This window comes from Mucilaginibacter sp. P1_A3, from assembly GCF_056406855.1.
In genome coordinates this window covers 115,390-130,861 of record NZ_JBFTZJ010000002.1, presented here as the reverse complement: position 1 = coordinate 130,861, position 15,472 = coordinate 115,390, and the positions used below count along the sequence as shown (strand labels likewise).

General features: G+C 36.4%; 20 protein-coding genes and 1 tRNA gene. 2 read left to right on the top strand and 19 right to left on the bottom strand.

All coding sequences use genetic code 11. The features are described from left to right. Positions 1–5: 5 nt before the first annotated feature. From AC1D0K_RS04910 to AC1D0K_RS04875, 8 genes are all read right to left on the bottom strand, one after another. Entirely contained in the window at positions 6–362 is a 357-nt protein-coding gene (locus AC1D0K_RS04910; protein WP_477397260.1) for a hypothetical protein, read from the bottom strand. 83 nt (positions 363–445) lie between these two features. Beyond that, entirely contained in the window at positions 446–1,096 is a 651-nt protein-coding gene (locus AC1D0K_RS04905; RefSeq protein ID WP_477397262.1) for a response regulator, read from the bottom strand. Positions 1,097–1,347: 251 nt separating this feature from the next. Next, positions 1,348–1,710, bottom strand: a complete 363-nt coding sequence (locus AC1D0K_RS04900; protein WP_477397264.1) for a PDDEXK nuclease domain-containing protein — start codon at positions 1,708–1,710, stop codon at positions 1,348–1,350. Positions 1,711–1,931: 221 nt separating this feature from the next. Next, positions 1,932–2,306: a DUF1016 N-terminal domain-containing protein gene (locus AC1D0K_RS04895; RefSeq protein ID WP_477397266.1), complete on the bottom strand. Its 375-nt coding sequence runs from the start codon at positions 2,304–2,306 to the stop codon at positions 1,932–1,934. Between the two features lie 92 nt (positions 2,307–2,398). Then, on the bottom strand, positions 2,399–2,719 hold the full coding sequence (locus AC1D0K_RS04890; protein ID WP_477443068.1) for a tyrosine-type recombinase/integrase: 321 nt from the start codon (positions 2,717–2,719) through the stop codon (positions 2,399–2,401). Between the two features lie 60 nt (positions 2,720–2,779). Further along, the gene (locus tag AC1D0K_RS04885; RefSeq protein WP_477399813.1) at positions 2,780–3,682 is read right to left on the bottom strand and encodes a site-specific integrase; all 903 of its coding nucleotides are present in this window, start codon (positions 3,680–3,682) and stop codon (positions 2,780–2,782) included. 297 nt (positions 3,683–3,979) lie between these two features. Beyond that, positions 3,980–4,053: transfer RNA gene (locus tag AC1D0K_RS04880), tRNA-Pro, on the bottom strand. Between the two features lie 170 nt (positions 4,054–4,223). Then, positions 4,224–4,631, bottom strand: a complete 408-nt coding sequence (locus tag AC1D0K_RS04875) for a DUF4199 domain-containing protein (protein WP_477399811.1) — start codon at positions 4,629–4,631, stop codon at positions 4,224–4,226. 267 nt (positions 4,632–4,898) lie between these two features. On the opposite strand from AC1D0K_RS04875, the gene AC1D0K_RS04870 reads away from it, so the two are divergent. Further along, complete coding sequence (locus tag AC1D0K_RS04870) at positions 4,899–5,876, top strand: YeiH family protein (protein ID WP_477399809.1); 978 nt, start codon at positions 4,899–4,901, stop codon at positions 5,874–5,876. Between the two features lie 1,536 nt (positions 5,877–7,412). Here the strand turns inward: AC1D0K_RS04870 and AC1D0K_RS04865 are convergent. Further along, positions 7,413–7,613 carry a hypothetical protein gene (locus AC1D0K_RS04865; RefSeq protein WP_477399631.1) on the bottom strand — a complete coding sequence of 67 codons (201 nt, stop codon included), beginning with the start codon at positions 7,611–7,613 and terminating at the stop codon, positions 7,413–7,415. A gap of 117 nt (positions 7,614–7,730) precedes the next feature. Further along, the gene (locus AC1D0K_RS04860; RefSeq protein WP_477443183.1) at positions 7,731–7,865 is read right to left on the bottom strand and encodes a hypothetical protein; all 135 of its coding nucleotides are present in this window, start codon (positions 7,863–7,865) and stop codon (positions 7,731–7,733) included. Between the two features lie 180 nt (positions 7,866–8,045). On the opposite strand from AC1D0K_RS04860, the gene AC1D0K_RS04855 reads away from it, so the two are divergent. After that, on the top strand, positions 8,046–8,222 hold the full coding sequence (locus AC1D0K_RS04855; RefSeq protein WP_477399633.1) for a hypothetical protein: 177 nt from the start codon (positions 8,046–8,048) through the stop codon (positions 8,220–8,222). Positions 8,223–8,380: 158 nt separating this feature from the next. Here AC1D0K_RS04855 and AC1D0K_RS04850 read toward each other — a convergent pair whose 3' ends face one another. From AC1D0K_RS04850 to AC1D0K_RS04810, 9 genes are all read right to left on the bottom strand, one after another. Continuing rightward, complete coding sequence (locus AC1D0K_RS04850) at positions 8,381–9,058, bottom strand: hypothetical protein (protein ID WP_477399635.1); 678 nt, start codon at positions 9,056–9,058, stop codon at positions 8,381–8,383. Continuing rightward, a complete protein-coding gene (locus AC1D0K_RS04845) occupies positions 9,048–9,509 on the bottom strand; it encodes a phage holin family protein (RefSeq protein WP_477399637.1) in 462 nt (153 codons plus the stop codon). Before AC1D0K_RS04845 ends, AC1D0K_RS04850 begins: the two co-directional genes overlap by 11 nt. 7 nt (positions 9,510–9,516) lie before the next feature. Then, positions 9,517–9,999 carry a lysozyme gene (locus tag AC1D0K_RS04840; RefSeq protein WP_477399639.1) on the bottom strand — a complete coding sequence of 161 codons (483 nt, stop codon included), beginning with the start codon at positions 9,997–9,999 and terminating at the stop codon, positions 9,517–9,519. Between the two features lie 302 nt (positions 10,000–10,301). Next, the gene (locus AC1D0K_RS04835; protein WP_477399641.1) at positions 10,302–10,787 is read right to left on the bottom strand and encodes a hypothetical protein; all 486 of its coding nucleotides are present in this window, start codon (positions 10,785–10,787) and stop codon (positions 10,302–10,304) included. Further along, positions 10,787–11,377 carry a DUF6712 family protein gene (locus AC1D0K_RS04830; protein WP_477463009.1) on the bottom strand — a complete coding sequence of 197 codons (591 nt, stop codon included), beginning with the start codon at positions 11,375–11,377 and terminating at the stop codon, positions 10,787–10,789. Before AC1D0K_RS04830 ends, AC1D0K_RS04835 begins: the two co-directional genes overlap by 1 nt. Next, positions 11,370–13,358 (bottom strand): phage portal protein, encoded by a 1,989-nt coding sequence (locus AC1D0K_RS04825; RefSeq protein ID WP_477443179.1) that lies wholly within the window; start codon positions 13,356–13,358, stop codon positions 11,370–11,372. Before AC1D0K_RS04825 ends, AC1D0K_RS04830 begins: the two co-directional genes overlap by 8 nt. Next, positions 13,351–13,743, bottom strand: coding sequence for a hypothetical protein (locus AC1D0K_RS04820; RefSeq protein WP_477399526.1), 393 nt, complete (start codon positions 13,741–13,743; stop codon positions 13,351–13,353). The genes AC1D0K_RS04825 and AC1D0K_RS04820 overlap by 8 nt, the downstream gene beginning before the upstream one ends. A 105-nt stretch (positions 13,744–13,848) precedes the next feature. Beyond that, positions 13,849–14,403 carry a hypothetical protein gene (locus AC1D0K_RS04815; protein ID WP_477399528.1) on the bottom strand — a complete coding sequence of 185 codons (555 nt, stop codon included), beginning with the start codon at positions 14,401–14,403 and terminating at the stop codon, positions 13,849–13,851. Positions 14,404–14,491: 88 nt separating this feature from the next. Then, the gene (locus AC1D0K_RS04810) at positions 14,492–15,403 is read right to left on the bottom strand and encodes a hypothetical protein (protein ID WP_477399530.1); all 912 of its coding nucleotides are present in this window, start codon (positions 15,401–15,403) and stop codon (positions 14,492–14,494) included. Between the last annotated feature and the right edge of the window lie 69 nt (positions 15,404–15,472).

Genomic DNA, 15,472 nt, shown 5'->3' with positions numbered 1-15,472 from the left:
TAATATCACATGAACATATTACCTTCGCGACCTTTCTTAGGAGCGGTCATAAGGAGAAAATCATTTTTTGCCGACTTCAGTGTGATTCGATCTTCCGCACCAATCTCCAGGATTAAATCGGAAGCATCCGATATTTCATTAAAGGCCGTCTCCTGTCCGTTCTTTTCAAAAACTACACTAGTATTGATGAGTTCACCGGGTGTTCTTTTAATTTCCTGAGGATCTTTGGCCGTAAATTTAAGAGTCAGGTTTAATCCCCCATCTTCAGAAAATTTCACTTCGGTGTTAGCAACTTGAAACTCGAATTGTGCACCATCTTTAACTGCGAATTGCTCGGCGGTTAACTTTGTTGGTTCTGCCATGATTTTTAAGGTTTTATTGTTTTGAATTTAGTTAATTCGTATTAATTTAGAAGTAGATTTTTTTCAGGATAATCAATCACTACCTATCGATCGAATATAACCAGATTTTTCCTGATGGCTTCCAGCACCATGCCTGTCCTGCTTTTGACTTCCAGTTCCAAAAAAAGCTTCTCCCTAAAATCGTCAATCCTTTTCACCGAAAGGAACATTTTTGCTGCGATCTCCTTGTAACTGCAATCACTGCAGGCATGCTGCAAAAACTCTTTCTCCCGCTCCGTCAATTTTATTACTTCCAAATTTTTGTCAGGAGCTTTCAATAATCTTCTCGAATGTATACTGATCAGGTCCCCGTTATAAAAGCCGGTTTGATAAATCTCTGTTAATGCCTTCTCGAGTTCCTTTGGATGCATATCTTTACTAAAATAGCCTGAGCACCCTGCCCTGAGCATTTTTAAAATAGATTGATCATCATCTTTCATCGACAAAGCGACGGTCCTTATACCAGGATAATCTGCCGCTATGGCGCTAACAACTGCCGGCCCGTCCATCAAGGGCATTTGCACATCAACCAAAATAATATCGGGCATTGACAGCAGCAATTTTAGCTTTTGCAATAATTCTTTTCCATCAGTTGCTTCCACTATTACTTCAAAATCATCAAATTCTTTGATCAAAGCGCACAAGGAACTCACAAATAATTTCTGGTCATCAACAATTCCTATTGTCTTTCTCATCCAGGTTTGTAAATTAAAGTCAATGCATTAGAGACAGGCCATTTTAATATAAACTTACACAATATCCTGATTATTAAAGACTTTTCAAAAAATTAAGGTCATTTTCATGAATCAGAAACTTATATATTGTTGTTGTCTTTTGTTTAATACAGGGTGCGTTACTAAGTATTAGTCATTCGTAACGCTATTTAATGTTTTTATAAAGATGAGATCAATCCGTCGGGCAAAGTCCGTGGGTTCTTTGTGTTCTGTTATTCCATTTGTTTTTTCAATTCTTCTTTACTTGGGAGGTACAATTTGTATTCTTTGCTGAATATCTGCACATTGTCCACGGGCAAAGTAAACTCAACAACCGTTTTGTTGTCCTCCTTGCAAAGAATAATCCCTAATGTCGGCTTCTCCTCATCCTGCTTTATTTTACGGTCATAATAGTTGACATACATCTGCATTTGCCCGATATCCTGGTGCGTTAGCTTTCCGATCTTTAAGTCAATTAATACAAAACATTTCAATAAGCGGTTATAAAAAACAAGGTCGATCCAAAAATGGTTTCCTTCAAGATTAATACGGCGTTGTCGGGCTTCAAAAAGAAACCCTTTACCTAGTTCCATCATAAATGTTTAGAGTTTATTAATGATGGCGGTCTCCAGATCACTTTCAGAATAGCCGCTGTCTTCTTTTAAGCCCAGAAATTCTAATACCACAGGATTTTTTAGAGTATGAATAGGACTTTCCGTTATTTGCCCAAATTGATTGCGTTTACGAACAGTTTTTTTATCTGAACTGAGCGCCAGACGCTCAAATAAGGAGGAATCATATTGACGCTGTAATTCCCTTAAAGACCAGTTACATGCCGCCGCCTAGATTCATAATAATCCCGCTCATTGATTGCCTGAACTTTCATTAAAAGAACGTAATGCGACCAGCTGACCTTAAACTGCTCAGCAAAGACATCCAGCAATGTTTGTTTAACGTGCCTGTTTGCCTGCTCCGGAGATTTCGCAGACGCTGTCTGCGAAATTCGTTCACGATATAGCAAATAAAACTTTTTGAAGTAATCGAGATTGCGGTGTGAGAACCCTTTACCGTATCCGACTGATAATGCCCGGCTTAAGTCCTTCAGAACCGTATCTGCATAGCCGGCACGTGTGCTTCCCTTCTGTTCTTCTTCCACAATCATTTTACCGATATTAAAGTTGGTATAGATCATGATAGTATTAACGTTCCGGACTACCTGGCCCCGTGAGTTTTCAATCAATTCCCGGACTGACTGAAAAAGCGTATTTCTTCTTACAGATCCCATTAACTTACTTTTTTAAGACTGGTTTTAAAAATCGGTTTGCGATTAGCAGGGCGCACCGGCTTAGAATCAAGTTTATCCCGAAGTACATTCATGTCATCACTGACTTTGCGTTCAACCACCTTGGCATATATCTGGGTGGTTCTGATGGTAGTATGGCCAAGCATCTTGCTCACAGTTTCAATAGGAACGCCATTCGACCGCGTTACAGCGGTTGCAAAAGTATGACGGGCGACATGGTAGGTCAATGTTTTATTAATTCCGCAGAGATCCGCTACTTCCTTTAAATAACTGTTTAGTTTCTGATTGGAGATATGAGGCAACAATGTGCCTTCAGCTACTGCTTTCGGATGCGTTTTATAACGCCGAATAATTTTTGCTGCCTAGGGAAGAAGCGGAACGTTAACAGCAACCCTCGTTTTTTCGCGCGTGGTTTTGATCCATTGATTGTCATCGATACCCTGTACCAGGTTGTCAGACGTCAGTTCCATTACATCTACATAGGCCAATCCCGTGTAGCAACTCAACACAAACAGGTCGCGTACATAGGCAATTCGTTCGATGGTCAGTTTCTTGTTTTCGATCTTATTTAGTTCTGCGATTGTAAGGAAGCCTCGCTCAGTTTTATTAAACTTCAATTGAAACATGGAAAAAGGGTCCTTTTCAAGCCAACCCATTTTAACAGCCAGGCGGATGATCTGCCGAAAGCGCTCAAGATGTTTCATCAGGCCATTGTTTTCGAGTTTTTTCTGATGATCTTCAGGTTGACGCTTTCTGAGAAAATGTTCCAGTTTACTAATAAAACTGTAATCAAGTTCTGAGAGGTAAATATCCGAACGCCTGAAATCCTTTTTCACAAACTCCTTTAAATACCCAGCGGTGGTATAGTAGTTTTTCATTGTGCCATGAGCCAGCACATCTTTCATATTTATATTGTGGTATTCAACAATGGTATGCAGGGTATGCTCCGAATCTTTAACGCCAGCAAAAAGGTTTTTGAGCACCTCGGCAGTGATCACTTTCTTCTTTAATTGCAGTTCCTGATAGTGACCGGCCATCATACCACGGAATTGTTCCAGGTGGCTGTTTAACTGACGTAATTCATCATTTTTGGGTTTTGCCTGACCTCTTGCGTCGTTCCAGTCGGCGGAAGCGACCTGTCGCTTTAGCGCTACTTCGGAGCGGCTCTTGTTAACCACGATGCGCATGTAAATGGCCGATAGGCCGTTTTTTCCACGGTTCTCCCTCAGCACGAAGTGAATTCCGAATGTGTTTGTTGATCTCATCTTTCTAGATTTTAGATAATTAATGAATTGTTTTGAACTCTTATAGCCAAAACTGTTCACCGGAAAGGGAAAAAATGATCTGAATGCAACCTTTTCAGTCTAAATTTTATTGATATAAATAACTATAAATCAATTACTTAAACCATTTCCGGTGAACAAATCTAAAAAACGAAATCTGTTCACCTCTTTGTTCGCATAAAGCAAGGAATAGAATGTACTGAAAAGGATTTGAATAAAACAAAAAACCCTGTAAATGAGACATTTACAGGGTTTTGATACTTGATGGTATCGCTTTTGTCGGGATGGCAGGATTCGAACCTGCGGCCTCCACATCCCAAATGTGGCGCGATACCGGGCTACGCTACATCCCGTTCCCGATTGGGTTTGCAAAAGTAGGATTTTAAATCAACTTGCAAAATTTTTTTTCAAAGAAGTCCCAAATGAATTCCTAACGCATTCATTTGCACCGATTTGAATTTTAAAAAAAATCCTTTGCTATGTATTTACAGGTAAATTTTCAGTTTTAAAAGGTAGCTATTAGTCAATTCAGCTTGCCCGACTTGTTCATTAAAGCGGCCGATACGCCAATACATATCAAAATACCAATCACCAGTCCACCAATTAAACGCCCGGAAAATGCAAAAAGCTCACTTCCCATGTTAAAATAATTGATGTAAACAATTCCGGCCAAACAAGCAAAAAGCCCCCCTATAAGTAAAATTTTAAAACTTTGGAATAAAGCCTCCAAAAAGCTGATCTCCCCCTCCTTATCATCCTCCCTGTAATTTTTAACACCAAAGTACACTCCCAAAAAAGGTATCAGTAATGATAAATATTCAATTGGAGTTACATGGTTACCCGTACTGGTGTATCCAAACGACCGCATGATAAACAGCCAGGTTCCACTCAGTATCCCAAGAATTAAACCTGTTACAAATGCATTTTTCATAACAATGGTGGGTATATGTTAATACTCTGTATAAATATGCGAAATTGAAATCATTTGTTTGCACTTATAATTATTTATTATACCATTTGAAACAATTCATATCCATAACTAATAGCAATTGAATGAGTGATTCATAAACAGGATCATAATTGTAATTTATATATAAACCAAATCCAATACCATAACCAAAAGTTATTCCACATTCTATATTGTGATGAAAATAACGGGTTGTAAACACTCACTTTTGGGATATAAAAAACGAAAAGAATGAATACCCAAAATCAGATAGCCAATAATTCGAGCGCGTTGCTTGTGAACATTCATAAAAATACACGCGTTGCCATATTCGTAATATGCATTACACTTTGTTTAACGCCGTTTATCAGTCCGGCGATTGCCCTATTGATGGGTTTGGCGATAGCCCAATTTACAGGCCATCCTTATGTACATTTAAATCATAAGGCTACCCATGTACTGCTACAGGCATCTGTGGTTGGCTTAGGCTTCGGGATGAATGTACACAGTGCCTTACAGGCTGGCAAACAAGGTGTGCTATTTACCATCGTATCTATTATAAGTACCCTCACATTTGGCTGGCTGATAGGTAAATGGTTCAATATTGAAAAGAAAACATCCTTCCTCATATCGGCAGGTACAGCCATTTGCGGTGGGACCGCCATTGCGGCCATCTCCCCTGTAATAAAAGCCGAAGAAAAACAAATCTCGGTAGCATTAGGGTGTGTGTTTATACTCAACTCTGTGGCGCTTTTTATTTTTCCGGTAATTGGCCATTACTTCAATTTATCACAAACACAATTTGGCTTATGGTGCGCCATCGCCATTCATGACACCAGCTCTGTTGTTGGCGCGGCAGGCAAATACGGTACCCACGCCCTGGAGGTGGCCACTACAGTTAAGCTTGCCCGCGCATTATGGATTATTCCTGTAGCCTTCATGTCCTCCTTTCTGTTTAAAAATAAAACCAAAAAAATAGGCGTACCTTACTTTATTGGTTTATTTATACTGGCGATGATTGCCAATACCTATATTCCATTTGTACAGGTCATCAGTCCCTTTTTCATATTAATTGCCAAAGCCGGGTTAACCCTCACCTTGTTTCTGATCGGTGCCGGACTATCCAGAACTGTTTTATTATCTGTAGGATTAAAACCCTTTTTGCAGGGAGTATTACTTTGGATAGGCATATCCGCAGGTGCTTTATATGCCATACTACATTTGGTTTAGTAATGGATTAAATCGCTTTCAATAGCTCTCCTACCACTGCAAAGCAACAGCGATATTTTATTTCATACTAAGCTAAATATTTTCAAAAAAGAGACAAATACATAGGATTAAGCTCATAGGTTGCGCTTTTTTGCTTATTTTAGCCTTTACATGATACCTGAGAAAAACAAATTTATTTTCAAAAAAAAGTGCCTCTATTTCGTTTAAACGCACTTTTCTTTTTCCAAAAATCGCAATAAAATCCCTTTTAGCTATAAAAATAATCCCTTTTATGAACGTGTAAGGGCAATTTTTTTTGGCTAAAAAAGGTCAAAAAAGTCCTATAGTTACATTTTAACCCCAAAAGGGATAATAGGGATTATTTACCGGGTAAATAATTAAATTTAAGCTATGGAAAAGAACTACAAGAATTAAAAATTGAATTATCAATCCTCAAATCTGACGTAGCTGAGATAAAAAATCTTATTAGAGAACTTCACAATATATTTACTTCCACCCCAAAGATTAAAAGCTTAACAGACGTTAAAGTAAAAAAGCAAAGGGAAAAGGAAGAACAAAAATTAATCCTTAAAATGAAACTGTTAAAGGTTTATAAAAAGTCCAAAACACCCGGTAAATAATCAACTCCTGACATAAAATTTACTCATACAGTTGTAGCACTTATACCTATGCATTGGTAACCAAAAGAAAATCAATTTAAATAAACTACCTCTTGAAACTCTATGATGTGATACGGTAGAACATTTGGGACAATGAATATTTTTCTGAGTGGGGTTATTGACATTTGACATAACAAGAACGTTTAGGGGTAAGCATCTAAGTTAACTATTAATTATCGTTAACCCTATCTTATCATCAGCCTTAGATTAAAATGCTTTTCAGATGTTAAATTATTCAATTAGTAATAATAAAAAAGACTTACGTCCGTTAAGAACGCAAGCCTTTGCATTTTAGTTATAAACAACCCTATTGAAAATAACTAATAAATAAACTGAGAAATAAATATATTGTTTGCAAGTATTTATTTTTTTTTAAAGCCCCTAAAAAGGGCTATTTATTTTTTCATCTTCTTTTTTAATTTCATCCAATAATTTAATCTGTTCAGGAGTTGAAAAATATCGAATATTTCTAATTTCCCAACCAAAACGATATATAACCGATGTTTCCCATAGAAAATCAACAATCTAAAGATTTAACTATTACTTACATTGGCATAATTTTTGCAAATGTTTTCGTGCCTTTATGGGAATATTGGCATTTAATCAATAGTTAGAAGGGGTAAACAGCGAGTGTGAGCCCCTTTTCTTTTTATCCAGATTTACGAAACAAACCTGTTGCAATTGCCGTACAAAAGCAACTATTGATTAAATGCGTATTTCCGACAGGTTGGTTTATTTCAAGCCAATCTGTTTTTAAAAGTAAGCGGTAGAATAATCGTAAAATCTTAACGTTTAAGTTATAATTAGAGTACCATAAAATAATAATTTGAGAGTTATGTATTTTAAGTAAAGCCACCTAAAAATGGCTTTTTTTTATTTAAACTTCTTTTTTGCCTTCATTCAATAATTGAATTTGTTCGGGAGTTAAAAAGTGTTCAATATTTCTTATTTCTCCATCAACGATAAATATCCATTTCGAATTATTAGAAGTATCTAACGGAATAAATTGGAGGTGTTTTCCTTGTAAAATTTTATTTTTACTGAGTTGCTTTTGTAATAGAGTTATTTTCAGGCTCATAATCAGGTAAGATAAGTACTCAAAACAAGTTGTATATTTATTTTGTTATTAACTTATGATTAAATCTATATTATCTATAAATTACAAAATCGCATAACTGATAGGTAGTTACCCTTTTTATTTTTCATCAATCCGTTCACCAAGGGCTTGAACACCATCAACGGTTAGTTCGTGCTTATTCACGTGCAATCGTATCCATTGCTTATTGGTTTTAACTAATGAACCGTAGCAATAATCATTGACGTACACCATAAAATAATCACCATCCATCCCTACCGGGGTGATGATACAAACATTTACCCGCCCATCACCTATTCTGCTTCAAATTTCAGATTAAACATCACCACAAAACTATGCTAAGAAATTTAGTCATTTTGCCAATGTGAAAAAAAATATTAACTGGTTAGCTAATTTTAATGGTAACTTAGAGCTATGAAAGTAGATAAAAATAGTCACTTAACCGAAATGGAGAAAAACATCATTTACGGTACACCTTTTAAAGAAGATGAAAAACCTGTAAAGAGGAAACAGAATCAAAATGTAAAATCTTGGCTTCCAAAAATCTCACCACCGCCAAATTATAATGGCTTACCAGATGGATTTTTATAGAAACTAATTTTTTAATTAACTTAAAGTGGGCTGATGCCCAAATTTATTGTTCAGTTTAAGGTCAAAAATGAACCTGACCTTAAATCCTGTTCAAATTGAGGTCAAAAAAGTAAAAAGAATATATTCTATCCTTTTTGGGGTAAAACTGATATTCTAAGTTATTTATGCAGTAAAAAGAATGCTCCTGCACCAATTGCTACAACCCCGCCAATCTTGATAGCTGTGTGCCTGTTCTTAGGCTGAATTTCAAATGATTTAACATTTTTGATACTCACGTAAGGATTAGAATTTTCAACCCTTACAACGTAGCTTTTAGGCTTAAATAAACCATTACTTTTATCGTGGCTAATAATTTGGTAACTATCCTTCACTTGAAGCTTTATGCCTACTGAATCAGTATGTACTTCAATTTTTGCTGTGTACCAATCTTTAGGTTCTTGAATATCCTTTACCAAAGAATAACTAAGTTTCCCGGTGCTATCTTTGGTCATATAAATAATATCAGCTTTTACAATTGTATCAATAAGGGTAACAGTTTTTAAAGCGGTATAAGAATTTAAACCATTGGAGTTGTTAACAACATCATAAGCTTTCTTATCAATCATTTTAAGAACTGCTAAGGCATCTTCTTTGCTTCCGACAAAGATTGTACGCTCTGCTCCTGATGCTCCCGCTTTGGTCTTGTATAAGCATACTGTATCGGTTATAGCTGCTAATTGATGTGTACGGGTTTCAATTACTTGATACTGGTGGTAAGAATACCAACCCAAGGCTAAACAAGCAAAAAAGCTTATGATTAGTAGAAGGGAAAAGTTTCGTTTATCGTTATTTACCATCTTTGGAATCGTCTTTAGCATCGGTTGCATCCTTCAATTTGGTATCAAAAAAAGCAACTACTTTATCTTTAATCATCATCCAAAGGTCTACCCCGGTGATGGTACTGATATTTTCAATATTGCTTTGGAACTCAATCAGTATAATGTAACCGCCAACCAGTTTTGACAGGTAAAGGGCTACAGCACTAAACAGGGTAATATCAACCTGAAAAGCTATAAACACGGCAATTGAGTAGAACACGAATTTTATAATGGTGTCCCGCATACGCTTACTGGTTATAGGTTCTTTACTCCTAACAGCTTTGGCTACCCCGGTAATCAGGTCAAATATTAGAAGTATGTAAATCGTATATAACAAGGGGTGAATTGGTGTCAAAAACACCAGAAATAGTATAGAATACTTAGTGGCAAAAGTCCATAAGCCAGAGAAAAAATGGTTTATATAGTTCATTATATTTTTAGTTGTTATGTTCATTACTCATTGATTTTATGAATAAATCTGCTTCCATACTCCTACGTTTTTTTAGGTCTGGTACAACTTTGCCTGATGCTTTAATCCACATTAAAAAGGCTGCTTTTATAAGGTCTGCCGAAGCTTTGGCATTAATCCGTTTAAGCAAAGTTGAACCCAAGAAACCTTTGGTTGCGTTGCCAATGCCCACATTGTAAGTGAAGCTTACCAGAGCATTAAATTGTGATTGTGTTAGTGGTACTTTAACGGCAGCGGTAACGGCGTCTTCATACGTTTTTACCATAGAGGTAAACATTGAATCACACTGTTCTAAACTGATAGTATCACCGATTTTAACTTTATTACCTGTAGCAGGATAATAAGTCATACCTACCCCTATTGTTGGTATTCCTGCAACATCTAAGTAGCTGTGAAGTACAATACCTTCAAATCCATAAATTAATTTTCTTCCTGCTGAATCTATTCTCATTAACCGGGAATAGGTTCTTTTGAGGTAATAAATTTTGGTTGAAAACAAACCTTCAATTGGTTCATCCGTTTTATAATGATATTTTAAACGAAACCAATTATGCCACCGACTAACATCTTAAATGCGTTACTGACCATTCAAGGTATCCATTCAGAGTATTTTAAATCAGTAAAAAAAACCATTATATTCTTTATTGAAATTGAATGGAGCGAACCAATAACTGTTAAAATAATTAATAAGGAAATACCTATAGAATTACTAAATGATATTAAAAAGTACTTACCAGTAACTGATTAGAAAAATTAATTACCAAATGAAGGTGAATAAGGTCTCTCATCATAACTAATATTATCCTTTGTCGGTATGGTGCAAGGATTAATTTCTCTGGTCTGCCTAACGGATGCTGTAAATACAATCCCGGTTGTTCTATCCGTACCTGATTCTGAAAATTGCTGAAATGTTGTATCAGTATCCATTAAAAAATCAGGATAATCATCATCACCAAAAAAGGTTAAAAAGTCATCCGCTATCAAAGCGCAATCACTCCAAATATCATTTTCCGAGTCACTATTTTGCGGGTCTTCAATATCAGCTATCATAAATTTGAAACGATTGATAATTTCTTTACTCCTAATCTGGCTATCAACTGACTGAATATGTACCACCCGATATAAAATATCCGGGTACGCTGAAAAATCAAAGTCATCAGCATAGATAACAGTATTGACCTGTGAGTGACCACTAAAAAAATTAATAAACTTTTGGCTAATCTGGTTCAGGGATAACATTAAAATCTGCTTCTGTAATACCCGGAATAAAACCCGGTTTTATTGGCTAAACTTTCAAAGTAATCTGAAAGGTTAACTTCATTATCTGGTAAATACCAACCAGTGACTTCACCTGTACTATCAACTTTATCAGTAGAACTGTTATCAGGTTCTTTTAAATCAATTTCTAAGTGTTTTACCAGTCTTTGCTTATAAGTGGCAAACTTTGTATCGTAGTTATCCTTTACCGCTTCCAGTTCCTTTATTTCAAGTGTGGTAGCCCGTTCATCATTCTTTCTGTTTACACCTTTATTGGTAACCTTATAGTGCAGGGGGATAAATCCAAAACTAAGTGTACCATAAATTAAAAAGGGTTTGATATAGTCTTCTAACAACTCCTGATTAAGTGATGATATAGTATAACCAGAAACAGTTGAAGCTGATACAATTTCATTAGCTATAACCGTATAAAGGTCTTTACCCAAAACTGGCTGTAACTCCAAAGACTGAACTTCCAAAATGGTATTGGATATGATTTTGGAATCAACATTAGTTTCGATTACAGAATTTTCTTTAATCGTTTGTTCTGAGATGAATAATACCTTAATCATTGTCTGTTTCTCCTTCCGGGTTAATGCGGACTACACTATGTGCTACGAAACGGTGCCTACAATAAGGCGTAGTAGTGTTAGTGGCGGGATTATGATAAAAACCTCCCCTGTAAGCGAAAATATCATACCCAAACAATGAACTCATTTGCTGAATATCTTCACGGCTGTAATACCTATCATTTGCTAATAACTTAGCGCAAAAAGGTCTGTTGCGGTCATCCTGAACACCATCATAGCTATACCTTACTTCTATCCTTCTGATATTCTCCAATGCGGGCTGCATCGCCTTTTCAGTTGGTTTGATGGTTATGCCCTTATCCAAATCTGATTTATTGATAACCCCGGAATCCTCTAAACCCTGAATTAACTTTTTCAATTCAGAAGTTGTCATATTGATACCTAAATCTTTACGTATAGCTGCTTTGATTTGCACCAAAGTCATATTCTTGATACCGTTCTTTATCAGGTAATCAGCAATCTCCTTTTCATCATCAAACTGTAGTTCAATCGTTTTTAAATCTGAAAATTTTTCAATATGGTAATCCAATTTCTTGAATACCCTAAAATCCTGCTTTGCCGAACCAATGTCCTTAACCTTTTCAAAATCATCATCTGTTAGGTGGCCGAAGGCCATAATAGCATCTGAGTTAAAACCCGATGGTTTAGCTGTTGATGATACGGTAGAAGGTACAGGTTTAACCGGGGTTGCCTGTACTGGTGAACCTGCAATATCATTATCAGGAATTTGACCTACTGTTGTAGGTTCCTGTGTTGGCACTGGCTTAACTTCATCAATCAACCTGTCACCGTTCAAAAGTGGTGGTAAACCTGCTTCCTCTCTGATTTCGTTTACCGTATAGGTTTTCATTTTCATAGCATCAGTTAAGGTTGCGCTGAATAAAGAACCCTTATCTTTAAATTCCAATTCACCGATTTGGGCATCAGCAAACAGCTTGTTTAAACCTGATTCCAATTCATTCCTACGGTTTTTAACAAATAGGTTTTTAAAGATTTCATAGGCTGTTTCAAGTTCTGTAGCACCGCCCAATTGCCCTTCGGTTTTGATACCAAAAAGCATAGGTGATACGGCACTGTGAGCCGTTAAAATATCCTGTAAAACGTCCTTTTTAACTTCAATGTAGGCTTTCTCCCACTCAGAAGGCGCAATGTTTTTTACATCTGGTGCAGTACCGTCTTTACCTTCAAAACCGATAATCATTTTACCACCATTGGCACCAGTGTAAGCGTTCGTTATCTTCCTTACCGTTTCACGCTTAACTTCATCATTGGGCGTACCACCAAAAAAGGTAATGATAGATGATACCGAAAACTGGTTTTCAATATTGTTAATCTGGAAATCCCTGATAGCAATATCCGTTTCTAATGACTTGATTGCCCCGGAATAATCAGGGATAGGATAAATATTATTTACTGATGGCGAATAAGAAGTAAAGAAAAATAGTTTGTTAGTTCCATCAGCGTTAGCACCCGGTTTCCAGTAATCATAAGATACATTAATATTAGGTTCTCTAAACCAATCATTGCTAAACCAAAATTTACTTCGGTCACGGTTACTTCTTATTTTGTGTGCAGGTACGTGGTTATATTGGATTGGCGAACCCAATTTGTTATAAACAACTTCTACCGCATAGTAATTGAAAATTAGATAGTCATTTACCAATTTGCTGATAAACTCCGGGAAGGAATCCTTTGCATTAGGTTTTAAGGAAACAGGGGCATCACCACCTTTAACAGTCACACCATCACCTATGATATAATCAATTTTTGAATTGATTATACCTTTATGAAGCGGTGATTCATTATACAATTTAAGTAAGAAATTTGGGTACAAGTTATTCAGTCCGTAAGGAACAAACCTTTCAGAACTGGTTGAATTGATTACTTCTATCGGCAATTCTGTAACGTGACTATTGAACTTTATTAAATCCCTCTCACTTGCTGCTTCTATTTTTTTAGTCATTTATTGATTTGTATGTGTAGAAATCAGAAGTATCATCTGATTTGTAGATTATTGGCTGTACCAATACGGCAGGGGCTATTATTTTAGCTTTGCCTGTTTCAACCGGGTTACCCAAAACAGTTTCATCGGCAGTTGAAATAGTAGATTGATAAACAGCGTAGGTATATAAACCAGAATCCAAGTCATTGAAGATTGAAGTATCCACTTTGAAATGGTCATACCTGTTCAGATTTGAACTGATATTAAGCGGTAAGATAAATCTGTACTTAGTCCGGTTGAAATCACTGGTAAGCACCAATAAGTAAACCGGGCTAACTATAGAAGTTAATTCGTTTAACGTGAAGATTAAATTTGTCTTTGGGTTGCTTTTGTTTATTAGTAACATTAATGCCTGTTTGTACAGGAAATAAGACTTTGGAGGGAATAAAAAAGCCTTTACCCGGTAAAGGATAAAGGCTGCCTAACTAAATAGGTTAATAACTTGTTTAGGTTATACTTTGTCTACAATTGAAGCTATCAAAGTAGGGTCAACTGAACTGGTTAATGAATCCTGAACACCTGTGAATTTCAAGATGTATCCGTTCATATCACCGTTCTTAGTGCCAGTTGATTCTTCGGTATCAGTTAATTCTGTGAAACCGTTTAGCCCGGTTACAACATAGTTACCGCTTCTTAATTTCATCAGTATTGTTACTGGTGCCTGCATCAATGAATCAACAAACGTTTTTGACGTTTCAGATATGTTTGATATTGAAATAGTGGTTTCGGTTTGATTTTCAAATGAACCTGTTGCCGAATCTCTTTTTGCTGAACCTTTGAAAGAAACAGATTCTTTAAGTAAGCCTACTGAACTGAATGTTTTACCAGATGCTAAAGCAATGTTTGAAATTACAGTTGAACCAGATGCAAAAGCAAAAGCTTCTGTTGAACCTGAAACTGTAGCCAAATCATTGTATGATATAATCCACATTTTACCAACACCACCAGAAATACCCCTACCGCATTGTTTTGTATAAGCTTGTACGCTTGCGCATAAATTTGCCATATATTATATATTCTCTTTCTTTGAGATTAATTAAAGGGCTACACCATTTGTGTAGCCCCGTTATCAATCATCTTTTATTTTTATCTGCTTATACAGTAGCTACGCCAATTTCATTTACATACACTGGTTTTACACCAAGTGCATAATGGAAGTCCATATAAATATTCTGGCTTTCGATGGAATAGTTCATAGTGGCTTTGTCTTCTTCGCCTAACAGGTCGGTAGCCAATTGGAATGAACGTAAACGACCTACATAAACACCTCTTGTACCGTTCAAACCATCTACAGGAACTAACTTAATAGTAGTACCAAAAAGGGTTTTATCTGCCGAAGGATGAAATAGGTTTTTAAGGGCTAAAGCAACGTTGTACTCATTGTATACATCAGTACCTAAGAACATAACTGCATCAGCCTGTTCGGTGATTTTTGAAGGAGTTGCTAAAAATGCACCTTGTAATTTTTCAACTACAGTAGCACCAGAAGCGACAGTACCACCAGTTAAAGAGATGTAAGCACCTGCTTTTATCTGTTTTGCGAAACCATCGAACTTACCTAAAGTGGTAGAACCAGATTGCGCTACAGTATCACCCTGCCAAATCAATTTCTCATTTTCCTGTGCAATTTTAGCTGCACGGGCTTGCATAATCTCATTAGCGAATAATGCTTCGGTATAAGTCTGACCTTTGGTTAAATACTGAACCATCCAAGTATTCTCTAATGGTTTAGGGCAAAGGTTTTGTTCATCTTTCAAAGGATAAACAGTTATGATTGCTTGTGTGAAGTTGGCGTTACCTGTTGGGGTACGACCGCAACCTGTAGAATTTTGCAATGCTACATCTGCTGAAAGTAATTGTAATGCGTATTGTCCTTTTACGCCTAATGTTACTGAACCTGCATCTTTTAATACAGAAGCAGTTTGGTTACCAAAAACTGTATCAACCAATAATTTCTTTGAAGTTTGGTCTACGTACTGTGGTAATGCTGAAATGTTAAAACTCATTTTCTCGTTTTCTCTTTATCTCGTTGTTTTTATATCCCTGCCGGGATAGCTAAAAGGCTGTTTTATCTT

Bases quoted from the DNA above. Each gene is read 5' to 3' on its own strand.
- AC1D0K_RS04910 (WP_477397260.1), bottom strand. From the start codon at position 362: ATGGCAGAACCAACAAAGTTAACCGCCGAGCAATTCGCAGTTAAAGAT.
- AC1D0K_RS04905 (WP_477397262.1), bottom strand. From the start codon at position 1,096: ATGAGAAAGACAATAGGAATTGTTGATGACCAGAAATTATTTGTGAGT.
- AC1D0K_RS04900 (WP_477397264.1), bottom strand. From the start codon at position 1,710: ATGATGGAACTAGGTAAAGGGTTTCTTTTTGAAGCCCGACAACGCCGT.
- AC1D0K_RS04895 (WP_477397266.1), bottom strand. From the start codon at position 2,306: ATGATCTATACCAACTTTAATATCGGTAAAATGATTGTGGAAGAAGAA.
- AC1D0K_RS04885 (WP_477399813.1), bottom strand. From the start codon at position 3,682: ATGAGATCAACAAACACATTCGGAATTCACTTCGTGCTGAGGGAGAAC.
- AC1D0K_RS04875 (WP_477399811.1), bottom strand. From the start codon at position 4,631: ATGAAAAATGCATTTGTAACAGGTTTAATTCTTGGGATACTGAGTGGA.
- AC1D0K_RS04870 (WP_477399809.1), top strand. From the start codon at position 4,899: ATGAATACCCAAAATCAGATAGCCAATAATTCGAGCGCGTTGCTTGTG.
- AC1D0K_RS04865 (WP_477399631.1), bottom strand. From the start codon at position 7,613: ATGAGCCTGAAAATAACTCTATTACAAAAGCAACTCAGTAAAAATAAA.
- AC1D0K_RS04860 (WP_477443183.1), bottom strand. From the start codon at position 7,865: ATGGTGTACGTCAATGATTATTGCTACGGTTCATTAGTTAAAACCAAT.
- AC1D0K_RS04855 (WP_477399633.1), top strand. From the start codon at position 8,046: ATGAAAGTAGATAAAAATAGTCACTTAACCGAAATGGAGAAAAACATC.
- AC1D0K_RS04850 (WP_477399635.1), bottom strand. From the start codon at position 9,058: ATGGTAAATAACGATAAACGAAACTTTTCCCTTCTACTAATCATAAGC.
- AC1D0K_RS04845 (WP_477399637.1), bottom strand. From the start codon at position 9,509: ATGAACTATATAAACCATTTTTTCTCTGGCTTATGGACTTTTGCCACT.
- AC1D0K_RS04840 (WP_477399639.1), bottom strand. From the start codon at position 9,999: ATGAGAATAGATTCAGCAGGAAGAAAATTAATTTATGGATTTGAAGGT.
- AC1D0K_RS04835 (WP_477399641.1), bottom strand. From the start codon at position 10,787: ATGTTATCCCTGAACCAGATTAGCCAAAAGTTTATTAATTTTTTTAGT.
- AC1D0K_RS04830 (WP_477463009.1), bottom strand. From the start codon at position 11,377: ATGATTAAGGTATTATTCATCTCAGAACAAACGATTAAAGAAAATTCT.
- AC1D0K_RS04825 (WP_477443179.1), bottom strand. From the start codon at position 13,358: ATGACTAAAAAAATAGAAGCAGCAAGTGAGAGGGATTTAATAAAGTTC.
- AC1D0K_RS04820 (WP_477399526.1), bottom strand. From the start codon at position 13,743: ATGTTACTAATAAACAAAAGCAACCCAAAGACAAATTTAATCTTCACG.
- AC1D0K_RS04815 (WP_477399528.1), bottom strand. From the start codon at position 14,403: ATGGCAAATTTATGCGCAAGCGTACAAGCTTATACAAAACAATGCGGT.
- AC1D0K_RS04810 (WP_477399530.1), bottom strand. From the start codon at position 15,403: ATGAGTTTTAACATTTCAGCATTACCACAGTACGTAGACCAAACTTCA.